The 19,684-nt window shown below is 68.2% G+C and carries 20 protein-coding genes and 1 pseudogene; 9 read left to right on the top strand and 12 right to left on the bottom strand.

Translation table 11 applies throughout. The features are described 5' to 3' along the window. The first annotated feature begins 200 nt into the window (after positions 1 to 200). The 3 genes from AB0M67_RS35205 (at position 201) to AB0M67_RS35215 (ending at position 3,485) form a co-directional block, all read left to right on the top strand. Positions 201 to 605: a hypothetical protein gene (locus AB0M67_RS35205; RefSeq protein ID WP_365751652.1), complete on the top strand. Its 405-nt coding sequence runs from the start codon at positions 201 to 203 to the stop codon at positions 603 to 605. 527 nt (positions 606 to 1,132) lie between these two features. Continuing rightward, entirely contained in the window at positions 1,133 to 1,348 is a 216-nt protein-coding gene (locus tag AB0M67_RS35210) for a hypothetical protein (protein WP_365751653.1), read from the top strand. 55 nt (positions 1,349 to 1,403) lie between these two features. After that, positions 1,404 to 3,485, top strand: a complete 2,082-nt coding sequence (locus AB0M67_RS35215; RefSeq protein WP_365751654.1) for a SpoIIE family protein phosphatase — start codon at positions 1,404 to 1,406, stop codon at positions 3,483 to 3,485. 214 nt (positions 3,486 to 3,699) lie between these two features. Here AB0M67_RS35215 and AB0M67_RS35220 read toward each other — a convergent pair whose 3' ends face one another. Then, entirely contained in the window at positions 3,700 to 4,278 is a 579-nt protein-coding gene (locus AB0M67_RS35220; protein WP_365751655.1) for a TetR/AcrR family transcriptional regulator, read from the bottom strand. A gap of 91 nt (positions 4,279 to 4,369) precedes the next feature. On the opposite strand from AB0M67_RS35220, the gene AB0M67_RS35225 reads away from it, so the two are divergent. Further along, positions 4,370 to 4,816 (top strand): DUF1772 domain-containing protein, encoded by a 447-nt coding sequence (locus tag AB0M67_RS35225; RefSeq protein ID WP_365751656.1) that lies wholly within the window; start codon positions 4,370 to 4,372, stop codon positions 4,814 to 4,816. 274 nt (positions 4,817 to 5,090) lie between these two features. On the opposite strand, the gene AB0M67_RS35230 is transcribed toward AB0M67_RS35225, so the two are convergent. Then, positions 5,091 to 5,834: an SDR family NAD(P)-dependent oxidoreductase gene (locus AB0M67_RS35230; RefSeq protein ID WP_365751657.1), complete on the bottom strand. Its 744-nt coding sequence runs from the start codon at positions 5,832 to 5,834 to the stop codon at positions 5,091 to 5,093. Continuing rightward, positions 5,831 to 6,718, bottom strand: a complete 888-nt coding sequence (locus tag AB0M67_RS35235; RefSeq protein WP_365751658.1) for an SDR family NAD(P)-dependent oxidoreductase — start codon at positions 6,716 to 6,718, stop codon at positions 5,831 to 5,833. Before AB0M67_RS35235 ends, AB0M67_RS35230 begins: the two co-directional genes overlap by 4 nt. Positions 6,719 to 6,838: 120 nt before the next feature. Here AB0M67_RS35235 and AB0M67_RS35240 point away from each other — a divergent pair, with 120 nt between their 5' ends. Further along, positions 6,839 to 7,543 (top strand): TetR family transcriptional regulator, encoded by a 705-nt coding sequence (locus AB0M67_RS35240; RefSeq protein WP_365751659.1) that lies wholly within the window; start codon positions 6,839 to 6,841, stop codon positions 7,541 to 7,543. Between the two features lie 45 nt (positions 7,544 to 7,588). On the opposite strand, the gene AB0M67_RS35245 is transcribed toward AB0M67_RS35240, so the two are convergent. Further along, entirely contained in the window at positions 7,589 to 8,461 is an 873-nt protein-coding gene (locus AB0M67_RS35245; RefSeq protein WP_365751661.1) for an aldo/keto reductase family oxidoreductase, read from the bottom strand. A gap of 130 nt (positions 8,462 to 8,591) precedes the next feature. Here AB0M67_RS35245 and AB0M67_RS35250 point away from each other — a divergent pair, with 130 nt between their 5' ends. Further along, positions 8,592 to 9,014 (top strand): helix-turn-helix domain-containing protein, encoded by a 423-nt coding sequence (locus tag AB0M67_RS35250; RefSeq protein WP_365751662.1) that lies wholly within the window; start codon positions 8,592 to 8,594, stop codon positions 9,012 to 9,014. Between the two features lie 400 nt (positions 9,015 to 9,414). On the opposite strand, the gene AB0M67_RS35255 is transcribed toward AB0M67_RS35250, so the two are convergent. Beyond that, positions 9,415 to 9,723 (bottom strand): hypothetical protein, encoded by a 309-nt coding sequence (locus tag AB0M67_RS35255; protein ID WP_365751663.1) that lies wholly within the window; start codon positions 9,721 to 9,723, stop codon positions 9,415 to 9,417. Positions 9,724 to 10,170: 447 nt separating this feature from the next. Between AB0M67_RS35255 and AB0M67_RS35260 the strand changes: the two genes are divergently transcribed. Further along, the gene (locus tag AB0M67_RS35260; protein WP_365751664.1) at positions 10,171 to 10,893 is read left to right on the top strand and encodes an alpha/beta hydrolase; all 723 of its coding nucleotides are present in this window, start codon (positions 10,171 to 10,173) and stop codon (positions 10,891 to 10,893) included. Positions 10,894 to 11,268: 375 nt separating this feature from the next. On the opposite strand, the pseudogene AB0M67_RS35265 reads toward AB0M67_RS35260, so the two are convergent. The 3 genes and pseudogenes from AB0M67_RS35265 to AB0M67_RS35275 form a co-directional block, all read right to left on the bottom strand. Beyond that, positions 11,269 to 11,421 (bottom strand): annotated as a pseudogene (locus AB0M67_RS35265) (phosphate ABC transporter substrate-binding protein PstS); the annotation flags it as partial. 228 nt (positions 11,422 to 11,649) lie between these two features. Further along, positions 11,650 to 12,213 (bottom strand): Imm21 family immunity protein, encoded by a 564-nt coding sequence (locus AB0M67_RS35270; RefSeq protein ID WP_365751665.1) that lies wholly within the window; start codon positions 12,211 to 12,213, stop codon positions 11,650 to 11,652. Between the two features lie 281 nt (positions 12,214 to 12,494). Further along, on the bottom strand, positions 12,495 to 12,803 hold the full coding sequence (locus tag AB0M67_RS35275) for a metalloregulator ArsR/SmtB family transcription factor (RefSeq protein WP_365751666.1): 309 nt from the start codon (positions 12,801 to 12,803) through the stop codon (positions 12,495 to 12,497). A gap of 61 nt (positions 12,804 to 12,864) precedes the next feature. On the opposite strand from AB0M67_RS35275, the gene AB0M67_RS35280 reads away from it, so the two are divergent. Next, entirely contained in the window at positions 12,865 to 13,884 is a 1,020-nt protein-coding gene (locus tag AB0M67_RS35280) for a zinc-binding dehydrogenase (RefSeq protein WP_365751667.1), read from the top strand. Between the two features lie 197 nt (positions 13,885 to 14,081). Here the strand turns inward: AB0M67_RS35280 and AB0M67_RS35285 are convergent, their stop codons facing one another. Beyond that, positions 14,082 to 14,648 carry a tyrosine-type recombinase/integrase gene (locus AB0M67_RS35285; RefSeq protein ID WP_365751668.1) on the bottom strand — a complete coding sequence of 189 codons (567 nt, stop codon included), beginning with the start codon at positions 14,646 to 14,648 and terminating at the stop codon, positions 14,082 to 14,084. A gap of 1,566 nt (positions 14,649 to 16,214) precedes the next feature. After that, the gene (locus AB0M67_RS35290; protein ID WP_365751670.1) at positions 16,215 to 16,376 is read right to left on the bottom strand and encodes a hypothetical protein; all 162 of its coding nucleotides are present in this window, start codon (positions 16,374 to 16,376) and stop codon (positions 16,215 to 16,217) included. A gap of 468 nt (positions 16,377 to 16,844) precedes the next feature. Here AB0M67_RS35290 and AB0M67_RS35295 point away from each other — a divergent pair, with 468 nt between their 5' ends. Further along, on the top strand, positions 16,845 to 17,546 hold the full coding sequence (locus AB0M67_RS35295) for a 2-phosphosulfolactate phosphatase (RefSeq protein WP_365751671.1): 702 nt from the start codon (positions 16,845 to 16,847) through the stop codon (positions 17,544 to 17,546). A gap of 151 nt (positions 17,547 to 17,697) precedes the next feature. Here AB0M67_RS35295 and AB0M67_RS35300 read toward each other — a convergent pair whose 3' ends face one another. Further along, positions 17,698 to 18,036, bottom strand: coding sequence for a hypothetical protein (locus tag AB0M67_RS35300; protein WP_365751672.1), 339 nt, complete (start codon positions 18,034 to 18,036; stop codon positions 17,698 to 17,700). A gap of 215 nt (positions 18,037 to 18,251) precedes the next feature. After that, positions 18,252 to 19,523 carry a right-handed parallel beta-helix repeat-containing protein gene (locus AB0M67_RS35305; protein WP_365751673.1) on the bottom strand — a complete coding sequence of 424 codons (1,272 nt, stop codon included), beginning with the start codon at positions 19,521 to 19,523 and terminating at the stop codon, positions 18,252 to 18,254. Positions 19,524 to 19,684: the final 161 nt, after the last annotated feature.

Raw genomic sequence — 19,684 nt, forward strand, 5'->3', positions numbered from 1 at the left:
TGGGGGCCCGTGATCCGGCGCCGCAGCTCCCGGGAGCCGAGGTCGAGTCGGCAGATCGCCTCGATGTCGCGCACGGTCTCGCGCTGGGCCATCGGAAAGCTCACCGGTCGAACCGTATCCCGGAGATCTGGGAGGGTCCCGCGGCCTTCTGCGGCCTATCGTCGATCCGAGACGCCCGAGGCAATAGGAGGTACCGAGCCATGTCCCCGTCCATGCTCACCGTTGGCCTGGTTCCCGCGCTGGTGGACGACGCGCCCTCGTCACGGGCGGCGTTCCCCGAGATCGACGCCGAAGCGGTCCGGGCCGGGGTAGCCGCAGGCGTCGCCCGGCTCGAAGAGCTCGGCTTCACCGTCGACGTCTGCCCGCTCGACTACGGCCGTACGGCCGAGGCGGTCTACCGCGCCGCGCTGGCCGCCAAGGACTACGACATCGTGGTGATCGGCGCCGGCGTCCGGCTGGACCCGGAGCTGACCCCGCTCCTTGAGGTGCTGGTCAACACGACCCACGAGCTGGCGCCCGGCGCGAAGCTCTGCTTCAACGTGAGCCCGACGACGACCGTCGAGGCCGTCCAGCGATGGTGGCCCGAACGCAAGCCGCTGGTCTAGGGCGTGTGGTCTAGGGAGTGTTTTCACAGTCCCGTCTGGCTTGCGGGGCGGGCACCCCGGCCAAAAGCGCCACCAGGGTACTGCTGAAATTTACCCAAATCCTATTGACTCGCCCTATATCTGATGCAAGCTGGTTATTAGACCGCAACACCGAAAAAGGCCACGAAATCGGCGAGGACGTCTAGTCGGTGGAGTGATTTGGACAGGATGTGGTTCAGGCCCCCGGCAAGCCGGCGCGATACCGAGGCGACAGTGACGACTGAAGCTTCAGGACACGCGCAGCACTACCGGGGACTGTTTTACCTCGGAGCCTTTGCGCGGCGGGTCTGACCGCAGGCGGTCCTGACCGTAGCGCGAAGGCTCTGCTATGCCAGTCACCCCTACCTCTCGGCCTTGGGTGAGACGAGATGCGGGCAGCCTGCCGTGCTGGTGACGTTACGGTGGGTTACGAATCCCGCCGCACCAGGTGGACCCCAAAGCTTCACGGACACCATGCCACCGCAGCACCCTGGGCGTATCGTCCGTATATGGGCGAGGTTCGGTGTGACTGGCGCGGCACTCCTCTTCTGAGGTCGTCGGCGCACGGCCGCCAGTACCGGCCCGCGCACCGGCAGGCGGCCTGGCTCCGGGCACAAGCCCGCTCGGGGCTGGGTATCAGCGCGGAGGCGGTCCGCAGCCGCTTCGGCCGCGCCCGCATGGCCCGCGCCCGCACGACCTCCGTATCCGCTACGCAGGCCGGGTAGGAGCATGCGATCGCCCACCGACTCCGGACCCGTTGCGGGGCATGTGGAAACCCTCATGGCTGACGTGATGCGCAAGACCGGTGCGTCGGTCGGCCTGTTCTACCTGCTGCCGCCCGGAGAACGACTGCTGCGGCTCGCTCTGATGTGCGGTGTCTCCCGGGAGATCGCCGCGCCCTGGGCCCGCATCCGCGTGGACGCGCCGACGCCGGTCACGGACGCCATGCGCCAAGGGCATCCGGTGTGGCTGGACAACCAGGAGGAGGTGGCGCGTCGCTACCCACAGCTGTGCCTCGTGCTGCCGTACGACTTCATGCTTGCCGCGGCGCCCCTCACCAGCGGCACCCGCGTGTGGGGCGGCATCGCGTTGCTGTGGCCCGTCAGTCACCCCGCACGGCTCAGCCCGCACCAGCGTGAAGCGGTCACCACATGCTGCCGGCACGCGGCGGATCTTCTTGAGCGGGCCGCCGACCGCGGCAGTCCCCTGCTGCCTCCCGAGGAACCCCGGCGGCTTCCAGCACCGCTCAAAGAGGCTGACCCGGACAGGGCGAGGGCCGCGCTCGACTTCACCGAACGCCTCCCCATCGGCTGCTGCACCCTGGACCTCGACGGCCGGCTCACCTTCATCAACTCCGCCGGTGCCGACCTGATGGGCGCCGACGCCGCCTCGCTCACCGGACGTCGCCCTTGGGAAGCCCTGCCGTGGATGCACGTCCCGGTCAGCGAAGACAGCTACCGGGCGACGGTGGTCACCTGCCGGCCCACCTCCTTCACCGCCGTGCGCCCCCCGGACACGCCACTGCTCTTCCAGCTCTACCCCGACGACACCGGCATCAGCGTCCACATCACACCCACCACGCAGCAGACGGTCACCGCGCAGGCCCGGGCATTCGACGAACCTGGCGGTGCAATGGCGCTCTACCACTTGACGCACCTGGCGGCCGCCCTCACCGAAGCCGTGAGCGTCCATGACGTGATCCACGTCGCCGCCGACCAGATCGTGCCCGCCTTCGGCCCCCAGGGGCTGGTCCTCATGGTCTCCGAGGAGGGCCGACTGCACATCGTCGGACACCGCGGCTACAGCGCCGAGTTCCTCAGCCGCTTCCGCGGCATACGCCTGGGCTCCCCCACGCCGACCACGCACACACTGGCCACGGGAAATCCCCTCTTCTTCGCCACCTTCGCCGACTTCCAGCGCGCCTACCCCGAGGCACCCCGCTACAAATCCAGGAACGCCTGGGCCTTCCTGCCCCTGACCGCTTCCCGCCACGTCATCGGATCTCTCGCCCTCTCCTACGACCGGCCCCGCACCTTCCTCCCCGCCGAACGCGCCCTCCTCACCTCCCTCGCTGGACTGATCGCCCAGGCCCTGGACCGCGCCCGCCTCTACGACGCCAAACACACCCTCGCCCACACCCTCCAGACCGGTCTGCTGCCCCACGCACTGCCCAACGTCCCCGGCCTGGACGTCGCCGCCCGCTACCAACCCGCCGGCCGCGGAATGGACATCGGAGGCGACTTCTACGACCTTATCCACGCACCCCACGCCACCACAGCGGCGATCGGCGACGTCCAGGGCCACAACACCACCGCCGCCGCCCTGATGGGACAGGTCCGTACCGCCGTGCACGCCCACGCCGCCGCCGGCACACCCCCCGGCGACCTCCTCACCCGAACGAACCGCCTTCTCACCGACCTCGACGCCGGGCTGTTCACCAGCTGCCTGATCGCCCACCTCGATCTCGTCCACCACCGCGCCCGCCTCGCCACCGCCGGACATCCCCCACCCCTGCTGCGCCATCCCGACGGACACACCGAAGTCCTGCGCCTGCCACCCGGACTGCTGCTGGGCATCAATCCCGACGCCGACTACACCACCACCGAAATCCCGCTCCTGCCGGGCGCCGTACTCGTCCTGTACACGGACGGCCTCGTGGAAATCCCCGGCACCGACATCGACGACACCACCAACGCCCTCGCCGAGCACCTCGCACACGCCCAGATCCAGAACCTGGACAACCTCGCCGACGACCTCATCCTCCACGCCGAACGGTCCGCCCCACGCCACGACGACATCGCCCTCCTGCTCATCCGCCCCCACCCAAGCGGCGACGGCACAGCCGAACCAGTTGCGCGGTGATGCCGAGACGCGCTGCTCAGCGCGCTCACTCATCAGGTCGGCCCAGCCACAAAGGGGGTGTCATCATCCGCGGCTGCCGGTGTGCGTGCCCCGTCGGGGGTACGGGGCCCGGCGATCCGCGGCTCCCCCGCGTGGGCGCAAGTGACCAGAAGCGATGACGTAGGCGGGCAGCCGGGCGGCAAGACCCCGGCTGCCCGCCCGCCCGGACGGTGCGTCAGACCATGGCGAGCCGGTCCACCAGCAGCTCCACCCTCCGCTCGGCGTCCCCCGGCGGCAGCCGTCCCGCCCGGGTCAGAGTCGCCAGCCCGTGCAGGGCCGCCCAGAACACCTCGGTGAACAGCGCCGGGTGGACGCCGTCCCCGGCGACCTCACCGAGACTCTCCAACAGGGCAGCGAAGGCGTCCTTCAGCGGCTCCGGGGTGTCCTCCCTCGCGAACGCCAGGCCGCCGTCGAGCTGGAACATGGCGTCGTACACCGCCGGGTGACGTTCGGCGAAGTCGAGGTAGGCGCGGGCGAGGGCGGTGACCCGGGCGCGCGGGCCGTCCACGGCGGCGGCCGCGGCCCGCAGCCCCGCGGCCATCTCGGCGGCGCCCTCAAGGGCGACGGCGCCGATGATTTCGCGCTTGCCGCGAAAGTGGCTGTAGAGGACGGGCTGGCTGTACTCGATGCGCTCGGCGAGCCGGCGGGTGGTGACCGCGTCCCAGCCCTGCTGCTCGGCGAGTTCGCGGGCCGTCGCCACGATGAGACGTTCGCGGCCCGCCCGTTCGCGCTCCTTGCGTTCCTGTACCGACATGATTCGACCCTAGCACCGCTAGACAATCGAGCGGCAGCAGTACTAGCGTTGCCTCATCATCTAGCAACGCTAGATCCCAGGAGGGGTCATCATGCTCAACGCACTTGAGGTCTTCACCACCGTGGCCGTCGGCGTGATGGTGGGGGTGGAGTTCTCCGTCGCCTTCTTCGTCAACCCGATCCTCGACGGCCTCCCCGGCGACAACGGCCTTCGCGGCCGCACCCACGGGGCCCGGCTGCTCGGCGCCGTGATGCCGTTCTGGTACATCGGCTCGCTCGTCCTCGCCGCGGTCTGGGCAGTCGCCGGATGGCACCACCACGGCGCCGGCCTCGTCGTCACCGCCGCCGGGCTGCTGATCCTCAGCGTGGTCATGTCGATCCTGCTGCTCGTCCCGATCAACAACCGGGTCAAGACGTGGACCGCCGACGGCCTGCCGGCCGACTGGAAGCAGCAGATGAACCGCTGGGACCGCTTCCACTACGTCCGCGTCGCCGTCATCATCGCCGCGTTCGCCCTGCTGGTCGCCGCCCTCGCCTGAGCCCGCGGGCGGAGACCGTGCAGGCGGTCCGAGACCGCGCAGGCGGCGCGTACTTCCCCCCATCCTTGGGCGGAAGCGGACCACCGAAATCCCGTTCCCTGCGTGGGACGCGACGGCTGGTCTCCGACCCCCGTGACAGTGGTCGAGACGCGCTCGCCCTCCGCTGCGCAGACGGCATCGTGGCGCAGTGGGCCGTACCTCGGGCTGGACGTAGCCCCATGGGCACTCTCGCTGTGCCGGTCAGTGTTCGCCGGACACAGGGATGAGCCGACCGTCAGGCGAGGAATCCGCCGTCGACGGCGAGATGGGCGCCGGTGATGTAGGAGGCGTCGTCGGAGAGCAGGAAGGCCACCGCTGTGGCGATCTCCTCCCCGCGTCCGATGCGTCGCATGGGGATGCCGAGCTCGGCGACCTCCTGGGTGCCGTCCGGGTTGGCCTGGGTCATCTCGGTGTCGATGACGCCGGGCTGGAGTTCGTTGATACGTACTCCCCGGGCGGCGTACTCCTTGGCCGCGGTGCGGGTCAGGCCGCGGATGGCGTGTTTGGCCGAGGAGTACTCCACGGTGGGTCCGCCGCGGTCGGCGAACACACTGGAGACGTTGACGATGGCGCCGCCACCGGCCTCGATGATCGCGGGGATCTGGTATTTGAGGCCGTGGAACAGGCCGTCCAGATTGATCCCGACGACCTTGCGCCAGGCGTCGAGCGGCATGTCGGCGGTCGGGATGAAGTTCCCGGTCACTCCGGCGTTGTTGACGCCGTAGTGGAGCTTGCCGAACGTCTCCACGGTGCGGGCGACGGCCCGCTCGACGTCCGCGGCGTCGCTGACATCCCCCGTGACGGTGAGTGCCTGGCCGCCGGCCTCCTTGATCTGCCGGGCGACCTCGCCGAGCTTCTCGGCGCGGCGGCCGACGAGGGTGACGGCGGCCCCGCGGGCGGCGAGCAGCCGTGCCGTTGCCGCGCCCATGCCGCTGCCGGCGCCGGTGACGAGTGCCACCTTGTCGTTGAACCGGTTCATGACCGGGCCTCCGTCCCGGGCGTGGGGACGGGCAGCTCGACCGGGTCCTGGTCGAAGTCGGCGGACCTGCTGACCGCTTCCCAGGTGGCAGCTTCATCGAGCTGACGGCGCGAGTAGTCCTGTGCCATCCGGACGGCTCCGGCGCCGATGATCAGGTGGGTGGGCGGGGTGGGGTGCTTGACGACGCGCACCAGGATCTCGCCGGCCCGCTTCGGGTCGCCCTGGGCGGTCGCGCCACTGCTGAACAGGCGCGCCATTTCGCCGACCGTCGCGTCGTACTCCGGCGTGATGTCCGGGGTCTGCATCGAGGAGCCGGCCCAGTCGGTGGCGAACCCGCCCGGCTCGACGACCAGATACCGGATGCCGAACGGGGCGGTCTCGGCCGCCAGCACGCGGGTGAAACCGTCCACGGCGAACTTCGCCGCCTGATAGGAGCCGAGCCCCGGGGTACCGCCGACACGGCCGCCGATGGAGGAGAACTGCACGATCGTGCCGCCGCCCTGGGCCCGCAGGACCGGAAGTGCTTCGGTCGAGACGTTGTAGACGCCCCAGAAGTTCGTATCGAACTGGCGGCGGAAATCGTCCTCCGGCGTGGTCTCCACGGCCGAGGTGTTGGCATAGCCGGCGTTGTTGACCACCACGTCGACCCTGCCGAACCGGTCGAGGGCCGCCCGCAGGCCGGCCGCGGCGGAGGACCGGTCGGTGACGTCGAGGGCGACGGGCAGGACGCGGTCGCCGTACTGATGAACGAGGTCGCCGAGTTGTTCGGGCTTGCGTGCCGTGGCGACCACGTTGTCGCCGGCCTCCAGGGCCGCGATCGCCAGATGGCGACCGAAGCCGCGCGAGGAACCAGTGATGAACCAGGTCTCGGTGTGTGTACTCATACCTCTACCAAAACACGGTTGCGTTATTACCGCAACCCTGTTGCGGTAACGCACGCCGTCGCCCACTCTCGCAACACCGTTGTGGTATTACTGCAACCTCGTTTCGCTAAGATGGGTGTCATGACCAGAGCCGATTTCCTGCGGGCCCGCAGCCCCGAGGCCAAAGCCGCCCGGGAGGCCGAGATCCTCTCCGCGGCGGCACGCCTCGCCACGGCGAAGGGCGTACGGGAGGTGACCATGACCGCCATCGCCGACGAGGTCGGCATGCACAAGTCCGCGATGCTGCGCTACTTCGAAACGCGCGAGGACATCTTCCTGCGCCTGGCCACCACCGCCTGGCACGACTGGTCGGCCGAGGCACGCGACCGCCTCAAGGCGACCGCCCCCTGCCCCGATACCGCCACCACGGAGTGGGACGGGACCGCCCACTCGATCGCCTCGGAGCTGGCCCGGTCACTGGTGGCGCGACCGCTGTTCTGCGACCTGCTCGCGCACACCCCGCTGAACCTGGAACGCAACGTCTCCACCGACACCGTCCGGACGTTCAAGAAGGGCGCGATCGCCGAGGTCGAGCGGATCGCCGAAACGCTGTCCGCGATCACACCGCTCAAGGCCGACCAGGCGCGAGCAGTCGTGACGACCGCCACCTCGATGGCCGGCGCCCTGTGGCAGATGGCCGCCCCCGGCACCCAGCTGCGCGCCTTCTACGAGAGCGACCCCGAACTGTCCCACTCCGTCATCGACGTCGAACCCCGCCTGACCGACATCCTGACCGCGCTGCTCACCGGCTACGCCATCGACTCAAGCCGACCGAACGAGAACTGAGGATCCCCCGCGCCTACGCCATGCCATTGCCGCCCATGTTGGTGTTCAGTGGCCGATGCCGTCCAGCTCGGTCACGTCCTCGTCGGAGAGGGAGAGCCCGGCGCCTGCGATGTTCTCGCGCAGGTGGGTGGTGGACGAGGTACCTGGGGTGAGCAGGATGTTCGGCGAGCGTCGCATCAGCCAGGCCAGCGCGACCGACATCGGCGTCGCCTCCAGCCGTCTCGCGACCCGCGAGAGGGCCTCGGACTGTAGCGGTGTGAAGCCTCCCAGAGGGAAGAACGGCACGTAGGCGATGCCGTCGGCGGCGAGGTGGTCTACGAGGTCGTCGTCGTGGCGGTGGGCGAGGTTGTACATGTTCTGCACGCACACGATCGGGGCGATGCCGCGTGCCTCCGCGACCTGTTCCGCGGTGACGTTACTGACGCCGAGGTGGCGGATCAGGCCCTCTCCCTGGAGGCCGACGAGCGTCTCGAATGCTTCGGTGATCGAGCCGGGCACGGGGGCCTGAGCGTCGCCCATGCGCATGTTGACCAGGTCAAGGGCCTCGACGCCGAGGGATTCGAGGTTCTCGTGGACCTGCTTGCGCAGGTCTTCGGGGCGCCGGGCCGTGGGCCAGCCGCCCTGCGCGTCGCGGGTCGCGCCCACCTTGGTGGCGATGAACAGCGACTCCGGGTAGGGGTGCAACGCTTCGCGGATGAGCTCATTCGTGATACGCGGCCCGTAGGCGTCGCTGGTGTCGATGTGGGTGATCCCGAGGCTGACTGCCTCGCGCAGGACGGCCAGGGCGCCGTCGTGGTCGGCGGGCGGCCCCATGACCCACGGTCCGGCGAGCTGCATCGCGCCATAGCCGAAACGGTTGACGGTCGAGTCACCCAACGTCCAGATTCCGCCGGGAAGAGATGTGGAGGGCGTGTTCATCGTGATGCCTTTCACTTAGCGCTGGGGGTGGTCTCTCCGGGCCCCTTGCACCAGCATTGGAGACAAACTTCCTATCGGGAAGTAGGCACTCTGAAGTGCGTAACTAACCCAGAGGGTGAGAGGTGGATCAGTGACGACGACGAAGGCCGACAAGAAGGCGGAGTACAACGCTTTCCTGGCGGTGTGCCCCAGCCGTCAGCTCCTCGACCGGATCTCGGACAAGTGGGTCGTCCTGATCCTGTGCGCACTGGGCGGAGACGCGTCCGAACAGCCCGGCGCATCGCACGCCCCGAAGGCGATGCGCTTCTCCGAGCTCGCGCGGCTACTGGCCGGCGTCAGCCAGAAGATGCTGACCCAGACCCTACGAGCCCTCGAACGCGACGGCTTGCTCATCCGTACCGTGACACCCACGGTCCCCGTCACCGTCACCTACGAGCTGACTGACCTCGGCCTCTCACTTCACCACCTGACACGCGGACTCAGAGAGTGGGCGCAGACCCACATGGACCAAGTCCTCGCCCACCGCGAGAAGCACGACGCACGAGCTTCCTAGCGTGGACAGCCTCTCCGTCTCCGCTGCGGGCTGAGACGAACCCGAGCTTGAGGTACGGCAGTGAACGCGAATCGAGCCGCCACTCCGGGACCGGACGCCGCGACCGGGCCCGTTGCCGGAACAACGAGCGGCTGATCCAAGCGAAATCGCCTGGCCGGACCCGGGCCACCTCTTGGCCGCCGGACCCAGCAACACATCGCATTCCACTCGACGATTCACTCTCGCGTCCGATGTGAGGACCTGGAACGGCTCGCACCCCTCCTGACCTCCGCACACCGCACACCGCACACCGCACACCGCACACGCTCGCCGAGGCACCAGCGCACAGCACACCGGCCACCAGAACCATCGGCCGCAGGACCTGCCGCAGAGAGGATCTGACCACCTACGAGCGGATTCCTCACTCGATCTCATTCGGGTTGGCAGATCCTTGCCGACCGGGCTCTGGGCGACGGACCCGTGCGACGCCCTTGTCCAGGTCGACACCAAGTGGCGTCCCTTCTCCGATCCGGACGTTCTTACGGACCCTCTCCTGTTCCATCGCCCGCTTCACCGCCTGCGCGGCTGGAGAGAACTCCTGTAACAGCGCAGAAGTACGCGCCTTCGACTTGCGGTAATAGATCCACCCGCGGCTCTCCGCCCACAGCAGCACGCGATCCACCAGAATCAGACAGACGCCGACTGCCACCACAATCACGGCGATTCTCATACCGCCCGCTGCAACGCGCCAATCCCCACCGCGTTCCACACTCCAGCAGTCGGTACGGGTGCACGATGAACGCAACTCCCTTGGAATCTAGGTCGTTTGAAACCCAGGTCGTTCGAGAATGCCGAAGGCGATCGTTCTCAACCGACCTGGCAACCCGCCCGCCAGGTCAGCAGCCCGCTCTGTCTGTCGCGCTCGCACGCGGGCCGAGGCAGTCGGGTCGCCGGATCATCGTCGCCCCGGCCAGTACATCGCACAGGCCACGGAGCCTCCGCGAAAACCCGTTGGCGGACCACGGTGACCACTGCTACCTTTCCGGAGGCCGTGCGAGAGAACGAGGAGGTGGTACCCGTGAACGCAGTATCGACATGGGTGCTCCCCTCCGGGGTCACGGTCGGGCGATAGGTCGTCCGGGAGCGCCGTTCAAGCGCACTCCCGAAAGGCACGACCATGCACTTCACTTCTGAACAGCGTCTCGACGACGGCGTCCTCGAACGCGAATTCACCCTCGGCGAGATCCCCGGCGCCCTGTGGACGCCTGGATCCGCCGGACCGGCCCCGCTGATCCTGATGGCCCACAACAACGGCCTGCCCAAGGCGGAACCCCGGCTGGTGGCCCGGGCCCGCTACACCGCGGCGCGCGGCTACGCGGTGGCCACCATCGACGCCGCCGGGTGCGGTGACCGGCCCCGTTCCCCCGCCGACGAAGAGGCCCGCGCCGACCTCCGCCGGGCGATGCGGGCCGGCGAGCCGGTCGACGAGATCTTCGAGTCCTTCATCGGGCCGCTGGTCGAAAACGCGGTCCCGGAATGGCGGACCACCCTGGACGCCCTCCTTGCGCTGCCCGAGATCGGCGGCCGGGTCGGGTACTCGGGGTGGACCGCCGTCGGCATTCGGCTGGCGGTGGTCGATCCGCGCATCGCGGCCGCCGGCTTCTTCGCCGGAGGTTACGTACCCCTCGCCCAGCGCGAGGAGGCCCGGCAGGTCACCATTCCACTGCTGTTCCTGCTGCAGTGGGACGACGAGGGGAACCCCCGGCAGCGGGCCCTGGACCTGTTCGACGCCTTCGGCAGCAAGGAGAAGACCCTGCACGCCAATCTGGGCGGACACACCGGCACCCCGTGGTTCGAGGCGGAGGACGGGGGCCGGTTCTACGACCGGCACCTGAAGTGAGGCCGGGCCGTCAGGCCGGCAGCAGACGGTAGGCGGTACCGGTAGGTCGGCGGCTGCGGGCCGGAAGACCGAAGCCGGGCATCCCGGTCGGGTCACTCAACGCCCTGTTGGTGTCAACGCCCCGGCCACTTCGTTGGGAGGAGGGCGGGCGGCTCGAAGGCAGCCACCCGGGCGTGCTCTAACGGGCCGACCCGTCCTCCGTGGTCGTACGAGTGCAGAGGTCGCCTCGGGGGCATCCGGAGCATCCCCGGCGTTGCAGCCAGCCGGTCGCGGCCGGCCCGCACCCATCCGGACAGGGTGGCCCTCCGTCGAGGCGGTGACCGCCGAAGCGCAGCTGCGAAGCCGGCCAGGCGGCCATCACCTGTCGCGCCGTGGTTACGAGAGGGAGTCGACCGTCTCGCGGACCTTGGCGTTGATCTCGGCCGGGATCGGCGCGTAGCCGGCCTCGGTGAGCAGCTTCTGACCGTCGGCGCTGGCCGTGTAGGACAGGAAGGACTTGACCGTGGCCAGGGTGTCGGGCTTATTGCCCTTGTCTGCCAAGGCACGGCCAACTCCTCTGTCAAGCAAGCCAGATGACGCTGGGAGATCCCCGTGAACAGCCGATGCGCCAGGACCGCCGATCGACCAAGATCGCCACACCAGGATCATGCCACCCACCAGCAAGAACGCCTCACCCGCTATCACGCACCAACTCGTTGGAACCGCCTACGCAGCCGAGGTGGCCCGCCGCTCAGAAACGTGAGACTCAGGCGAGACTCAGGCGGGAAGGAGTTGGACGACCCCCACGCCCGTCTTATGAATCGCGCGAACGCTCCAGCGTCCTGCGGGCACAAGAATCTGGGCCTGCTCGGGCAGACCTCCCTGATCCGGATACTCCACGACGAGATCTGCTCCGGCTACCGCGGAGTCCAGGAGAACCGCCGATCCATCGGTCTCCCACACTCCGCAGTCTTCCCAGTCGGTGGCGGGGTCGTCCAAGACGGCCCTCGCGGCCTCAAGGAGCTCGGCATCCGAATCGGCGGCGAGCCAGCGCACGAAGACATTCCGCTCGGAGAGGTAGCAGGTCGTGGCGGGCTCGTCGGCCAGCACCAACCCCGAGGCTTCGGCGCCAATGTCGATAACCCCAGCCCAGTTCTCCACGTCGCATGCGCGGTCGTAGTCGTCGGGAACGTCCGTCCCGCCGACGATGATCCCGTCTTCTGTGCATCCGCCCCACTGGTCCAGCGCAGAGACCGGGACAACGATCAATGGGCCACCCATCGACCGCACCCAAGCGAGTTCGGCGTGGACGTGACGAGAGGCGTTGCGAGATGCGCTCATGTGATCAGTCTGCCCTGGCCCACTGACACCGCCGGAGGCGCTGTCGCTGTTCCGTACAGAGGCATATCCGAACCTACCGATACTCGCCAACAAGATCGGCACAACCGGTTACATCGAGACCGGTTACGTCAAGACCGGGCGCGAGTCGTACCGAAGCTTGTCCATCGGGCTCCAGGAGGGGCGTGAACTCCACGCAGAGCCGGGCCCGGCGTTAGGAACAGTTCGGCTGCCTCGGCCCTTGTCCTGTCTCGTCAGGTGCTGACTCCTTTACGGCATTGGATCTAGAACACGTCTCGCAGGGTCTCCAGGAGGCGGGCGATGTTCGTCTCGTCGCGGCGGTAGTAGGTCCACTTGCCCCGCCGGGTGGCGACCACCAGCCCTGCTTGCCGCAGCATGGCGAGGTACTGCGAGGTGGTTGACTGCCCCAGACCCGCGCGCTGCTGGATGTCGGTCACGCAGACACCGATCTCGACATCGTCGGGCTCCTGGCCGGGGAAACTCATCGGCTCCTTGAGCCACACCAGCATCTGACGGCGGGCCGGGTTGGACAGGGCCCGGAACACAGCCAGCAACTCCGCCTCCGAAAACACGTCGTGATCGTAACGCATGTACATATTGACGATTCGCGATATCTCGATTTAAGTTCATCACATGTCGACTTCGATGCGTGTGGTGGAACTCGTCCGCTTCGGTGACGCCGACACCGCGTTCGCCACCCGAGAGCTGCCAAGACCCACTCCCGGACCGGGCCAGGTGCTGGTGCGCGTGCTGGCCACGTCCGTGAACCCTCTCGACCTGCAGACCCGGCGCGGCGACTACCGCGACCAGGTAGCGCTGCCCGCGGTGATCGGCAATGACGTGTCCGGCGTGGTGGTCGAGACCGGCCCTGGGGCAGGCGACTTCCAGCCGGGCGACGAGGTCTGGTACCTGGCGCCGGTGTTCGCCGGGCAGGGAACCTACGCCGAGTTCCACGTGGTCGACCAGGCCCTGGTCGCCCGCAAACCCGCACGGTTGTCGCACGTCGAGGCCGCCGGTCTCGCGCTCGTGGGCGTGACGGTGTGGGAGGCGCTGGTCGAACGCGCCGGGGTGCGGGTCGGGGAACGGATCTTGGTGCACGGCGGAGCGGGCGGGGTCGGCTCGGCCGCGATCCAGGTCGCCGGCGCGCTGGGAGCCGAGGTGGTAACCACCGCGCGGGCGAGGGATCACGAGTTCGTCACCGGACTGGGAGCCGACATCGCGATCGACTTCTCGGCCGGTGACTACGTGCCGCAGGTCCGCGCGCTGGGCGGGGTGGACGTCGTGCTGGACACGGTGGGTGGGGACACCCTCGCCCGCAGCCCGGAGGTCCTCGCCGACCGAGGCCGCGTGGTGTCCATCGTGGACATCCCCGAACCTCAGAACCTGCTCGCTGCGTGGGGCGTGAACGCGACCTACCACTTCCTCTTCATCAGCCCCGGCCGGGCGAAGCTCGCGGCCCTCGGCCGGCTGGTCGACCGGGGCAAACTCCGGCCGGTGATCGGCGCCGTGCTACCGCTGGCCGACATCGCACAGGCGCACACACTGTTGGAAGGCGGCTCTGCCGGCGAGGGCCGCGGACGCCCACGCGGCAAGATCGCAATCGCTGTGCACCCCCTGGACGAGCCACCGCGCCGGACAACGTCTTTGCCTTGAGCGACCCAGCCGTCCTGGGCCGGGACGGCTGCCGGCCGCTGGTGTCGGCCGATCTTCTTCTTCAGCGCAAGGTCGAGGGGCGCCAGAGGCTTCTGTCCGAGGGTGGTGACCAGGTCCTTCTCCTCGGCCGGCCGGATCGGCGCGTGATCGCTGGCGATGGCCGTGATGCCGGCCCTGGTCCGGGCCGTCGTCCCGCTTCAGATTTCCTTCACCGGCCTGGCGACAGGGCTCGCCGTCTCGGCGATGACGCACGCGTTCTTCGACCGCCGGTGGCCGGTGCGCCGGCTGTTGCAGCACACCGGATCGCCGGACTTCGCGGAGCTGAAGGCGGCAGGGGCCTGTTCCCGCTTGCCGCGCAGGAAGGTGAGGGTGAGGTCGAGTCCTTCGACCTCACCCCGCCAGTCCTCCTCGATGGCGCGCTTGCGGCGGGCGGTGAGGTCCTCCTCCAGCTCGTGCAGGCGGGCCGGCATCTTCGGGTTGATGCTGGGCATCGGGCAGCGGATGCAGGCGTGCTCGTGCGCGTACGGGGTTCCGTAGGGGCGTCCGCAGGAGCCGAGCTCGACGCGCCGCCTGTCGAAGACCGCGACGTAGCCGCGGGTGGTGCGGGTATCGAGAGGCCCCAGCAGGGCGGCGCCGATGTGGAGAGGCAGCCCGTTGTTCACCAGCTCGGTCGCGAACAGCCTGCGGAAGTCGTGCGGAGCGAAGTGCACGTGGGCGAACTCCGGCTGAGTTGCGGCCAGTTCTTTGCGGGCTCGGCGGATCATGCGCCACACGGTGGAACAGCTCGGCCGACATGGGGATGACCCGCTCGCGGTCGCTCCTGGACGGGCTGATCACCAGCAGCGCGACGACCTCGCCGTTCGTACGCTGGTATTGCCGGACGCTGAGGTGGCTCAGCTCAGTGAGTTCCTCGGCGCGCAGGCCTGCCGGCCGCAGAGTCTCCACGGCGGCCCACTGCCAGAAGGAGGCGTTCTCCTCCCAGGACAGGCGTACGAGTTCCCCGGTGGCGCGATTGACCACGCGGACCGGGGGCCGGTTGTGGCGCGGGTTGCAGGACACCCGAGGCCAGGTGGTGCCGTCGTGTACGAACACCTCGCCGGGACTCACCGACCTGGCGGCCTCCAACAGGGTCTTGAGCCGGTGCCAGCAGTCGTTGACGTGCTGAGACAGGATCGGCAGGAGTGGCTGACGGAACCGGGTGCGGTTGGCCATCCGTTCCTGGAGGCGACGCCGGCGCAGCTGACAGTGGCGCAGGTCGGCGTCGCGGACCGGGCAGGGAGCGACCCACTTCGCCCACCGCTCGGGTTCGGCGACGGACCAGGTGTGCGGGTCGAGGTAGAGGGCGCGGACGGCGAGCAGCGGGCCGTCCATGTCCAGGCGCGGCTTGCCGCCGGGCAGGACGAGCGGCTTCTCCTAGCGCGTAGTCCAGCAGGGCCTCGGGCGTGAGCCCGTCCAGGTCGATCCCGAAGACCGTCAGCGCGTAGCGGACGTCGGACTTGGTCCGGCCGCGGCGGGCATGGCCGACCGGCAGCCGGTCGACCCGCTCGCAGAACTCCTCCAGCCACGGATCGTCCGCGCGCTGGATGATGCGGCGGGCCGCCCAGTAGGTCAGCGGTCTCGGCTCGCCCCGGCGTGTGCGCCAGAGCGGCATCACATCCGGCGGCAGGCCGGCCTCGTCCGGATAGGCGGCGAGGTAGGCCAGGGCCTCCGGGGACGGGGACCGGCTGTCGGGCCCGGGTGCCCTTGGAGATCACCCACAGCTGGCCCTTGGTCCAGTCGATGTCTCCGAGCCCGACGCCCAGGAGCTCGGAGGCGCGGGCGCCGGGGGAGACGTAGCAGGACGACAGGGCCCGGTCCCGGGCGCATCGCATCTGCGCGAACAACTCGTGCCACTGTCCTTCGGGCAAGGCCCGCGGCTGACGCGCGGCCGAGAAGTTGTGGGCGATGGTCGTCGGCGCGTACCCGGCCCGCAGCGTCGGCTTGCCCGTCTTCGGATTCACCGAACCGGCCCGGTAGCCACCCGCTTTGCGTTGCCGCTAGGGGGTGCGCGCCGTACGGAGCCAGCGCGGCGGTCTCCGCCTCGGTGGCCTGTTCCCAGCCGACATCCAGGGCCCGCAGCACACGATGCCAACGCAGCAAATCGAAGCCGTAGCCGCGGCAGGTCAGCGGGATGCCGTCGCCGAGCAGCAGGTCCCGCAGATAGCTGCTGACGGGCTCGATCTCCCGACCGGCTGCATCCACCATCAGCCACGGCAGCGACGGCTTCTCGCCCGCCACCACCGCCACCACCCGGGGCAGCCGTACCCGTCCGTCAATCAGATCTCGGTGAGCTACGGCATGAACATCTCGTGCGGCTGGTCGCACTCGTCGTCCAGCAGGTGCAGTCGCCGAAGGTTCCGGAGTGCGGCGGCCGGGAACGGGAACCGAACCCATCTGGCCTGGTAGCCGGCCTCGCCGTGCTCCTGCAGCACCTTCTGAGCGGCTTCGATCACGGCATGCACCAGCCCGCATCGGCGATTCGGCACGTTGCCCAGCCGCTACCGCTCAGCTGCCAGTCGAACTCGATCTGACCCGTCATCCCGCCCCCTTGGCCCCTTGGCCCCCTTGGCCGCTCTTGCCCGGACGGTATCGCGGTGAGGGCTGCTGTTGAGCTCGGTCATCAGCTCCCGTTTGGTAGCGCGGGCAGCTTCCAGGTCTCCTCTCGTTCGGTGAGCCGCGTGTTGAAGTCAGCGACTTGCTGTTCGAGGTGGGCGACCTGCTGCTGGAGGGCGTCGATGTCGGCGGGTGCGCCCAGACCTGAGGCGCGCCACGTGTGTTGGCCGAGGGGCGATTGATCAGGCGTGTCGTTGCGGACTGCTGTCGCGACGCAGGCAGCCGGCGGTGTCTCATTCCGAGACCGTCGATGAGACGTGCGTCACTCTCCGGGTGCTTCGGGTCGGGCATGCGTGATCATGATCGGAATGGACGCTCGTTTCCTTGGTATCGCTGATCTGGTCGAAGCCCCGTCCGTGGCTGTCGTGGTCGACGTCATGCGTGCTTTCACGGTGGCTGCCTGGGCCTTTGCCCAGGGGGCGGAGAAGATCGTTCTTGCTGAGTCGCTGGACGAGGCTCTTGCGCTCAAGGCTCGTCATCCGGATTGGGTGGCGCTCAAGGACGGTCCCCCCGCGCCCGGGTTCGACATGGTCAACTCGCCGGGCCTGCTGCGGTCAGTTGACGTTGGCGGACGGACCGTTGTGCAGAAGACCACGGCAGGGACGGTCGGGGCCCTTGCGGTCAAGGAGGCGTCGTTGGTGCTGTGCGCCGGCTTCGTGGTGGCGGAGGCAACGGCTCGGCTCTTGCGGATACGCGAATGTGACAGTGTCACGTTCGTGGTCACCGGCGAGGATGGGCAGGCCGATGAAGATCTGGCGTGTGCTCAATACATCGCTCGGAGAGCTGCCGAGGCTGGGACGGATGCCACTGAGTTCGTCCGCCGTGCTGCCGCGTCGCGCGCCGCCGCCGAGCTGGCGGAGGGTGTGCGTCAAGGAGTCCATCCCGATGACGTCGCACTCTGTCTTGAGCTGGACCGGTTCCCCTTCGCCATGGTGGCGACCTTGGAAGGCTCGCTCATGGTCCTGCGTCCGTGTGCCATGCCTTCGCTGACCGACGACGCCCCGATCTGATCGCTGGTGGGGTCCAACTCTCTCCCCCTGGGAGAGCCAGCACCCAGTCGGGTATGCGGCATTAGCCGCATGTCCCGATGACGGTGGTTCGGGGTGGCGGCAGGTGGCTGAAAGACCCAACGGGACGATCCACACGTAGCGGCAGTGGCCCTCAGCAGTCACCGACCCGCGACGCACCACGAGTGTCCTGCCCCCTGCCCAACTCAGTTTCCGTGCCCGCTCCCACACAGATCTCCTTGTCCCACCACAGGATATTGTCGATCTTGATCTTCTCGCTCTTCGAGATGCAGTTCTTCCAGTAGCGCCAGGTTGTGCCCAGGTGGCTGTGCGAGTGGTTTCCACAGGGGTGGTTCTCTTTCGCGGCAGGGGTGACGCCCCCACCACCTTCCACCGCGGAAGCGGCGACGGTGACGCCACTCGGTACGGCGAGAGCCAGGGCGAGCGTGACGGCTGCGAGTCCCAGACCTCGCGAAGTGCGAAATGCCTTCATTTCGCTGTCCTTTCAGATCGTGTGGAACACCGTGAGCTACGGCACGACGGCCGCATGGGCGATCCACGGGCAGTCGCCATGACCATGGCAGCCTTCGCGGCGCCACAAGAGGAGAAGGATGGGCATCACCCCTCGATCGAGTGAACGTGATCACCCACATGGGTCCTCGTGTCGGTCGATTCCGTCCGACCAGTGTGGCCTGTGGCCACCGGAGCTCAGGGGATGCAGACGACGCCAGTGCATTGGGCTGATTCGGCGTTGTTGCCGGCCACGTTGGATCCGCCGTCGATGTTGCCCAGGTCGGCGAAGATGCCCCAACTGTCGTTGTCTCGGGCGGTGTTGCCCTGGATGGTGTGAGTGGCCTTCGCGACGTGAATGCCATCACCCAGGTTGGCGTTGGCGGTGTTGCGAATCAGCTGGTTGCCTGCCCCGGACGCCGCCTCTCCGTCGATATAGATGCCCCGCGAGCTATTGCGGTTGGCTTGATTGAGCTCCAGGACGTTGTTGAGTGAGTGCGACAGACTGATCCCGTCCCCGGTGGTGTCGTTCGCGATGTTCGACCGGATCAGGTTGTTGTCGGAGTAGCTCAACTCGATGCCGCCGGGATTTCCGCTGACGTCGTTGCCGGTGACCGTGCTGCCGTGGGATGACTGCAGGACGATTCCGCTGTCGCCGCTGCCCTGGAGCGCGTTGGACAGGATGCGGTTGCCGGTGGAATCCGAGACGGTCAGTCCGGCATCCGCGTTCTGGGCGAACGCGTTGCCCTGGACGAGGTTGTCGTTCGAGCCGAGCTGAAGGACGATCGCTCCGTCACTGCTGTTGCCGACGGTGTTGGTCAGCAGGGTGTTGCCGCTGGAGCCTTCCAGGACCAGGCCGGTGTCTCCGCTGCCGGTGATCTGATTGCCTTCGAGGCGGTTGTTGACGGAGTTCTGAACGAAGACGCCCTCGCCCTGGTTCGTGGTGATCGTGTTGTCGACGATCACGTTCTCGCTCGACCCACCGGTGATCGCGACGCCCCTCTGGGCCTGACGGTCGATGAGGTTGTCGCGCACGCGGTTGTTGTTGGCGCCGTTGAGTTCGATGCCGGAGAATTCATTGTTCTGGATGGTGAGTTCTTCGACGATGTTGTCTGCCGTGCCAGCGGTGAGGTTTACGCCGTGGTCGAACTCCTGCACCGGCGCGGGAGTGCTGCTGCTGTTGGTGATGGTGACATCGCCGAACCCGTCGTTGCGGATCCCGATGCCCAGGCCGACGCCGTCGACGATGTGTCCGTTGAGGTCGATCGTGATGCCGCCGCTGCCGACGACCAGGCCGTCGCCGGGGCAGTTGAGCAGATCAGCGTCGAGGACGACGCCGGTCGTGACTGTCTGACCGCAGGTCAGTTGCACGGCGTGTGCGGCCTCCGCGGGCATCAACACGCTGATGAGTGCGGTAGCCCCCACCGCTGCGAACCACCCTGAAGACAGCGTCCTGGAAAGGCGAATCATGGAGAGACTCCTTCTGCCACAGCGTTGCCGGCCGGCCTCGCGGGCCAGGCGCGGACCCTTGAGGGGTGCGACGAGGCGGACGGCCCGCCTTCCGCACAGCGTCAAGCGAAAGCATGCCGGAGGAAATGAAAAGGTAAAGGATGTCCTAAAAAGTACGAAGA

It is taken from the genome of Streptomyces sp. NPDC051662 (assembly GCF_040681655.1).
GTDB lineage: Bacteria > Actinomycetota > Actinomycetes > Streptomycetales > Streptomycetaceae > Streptomyces.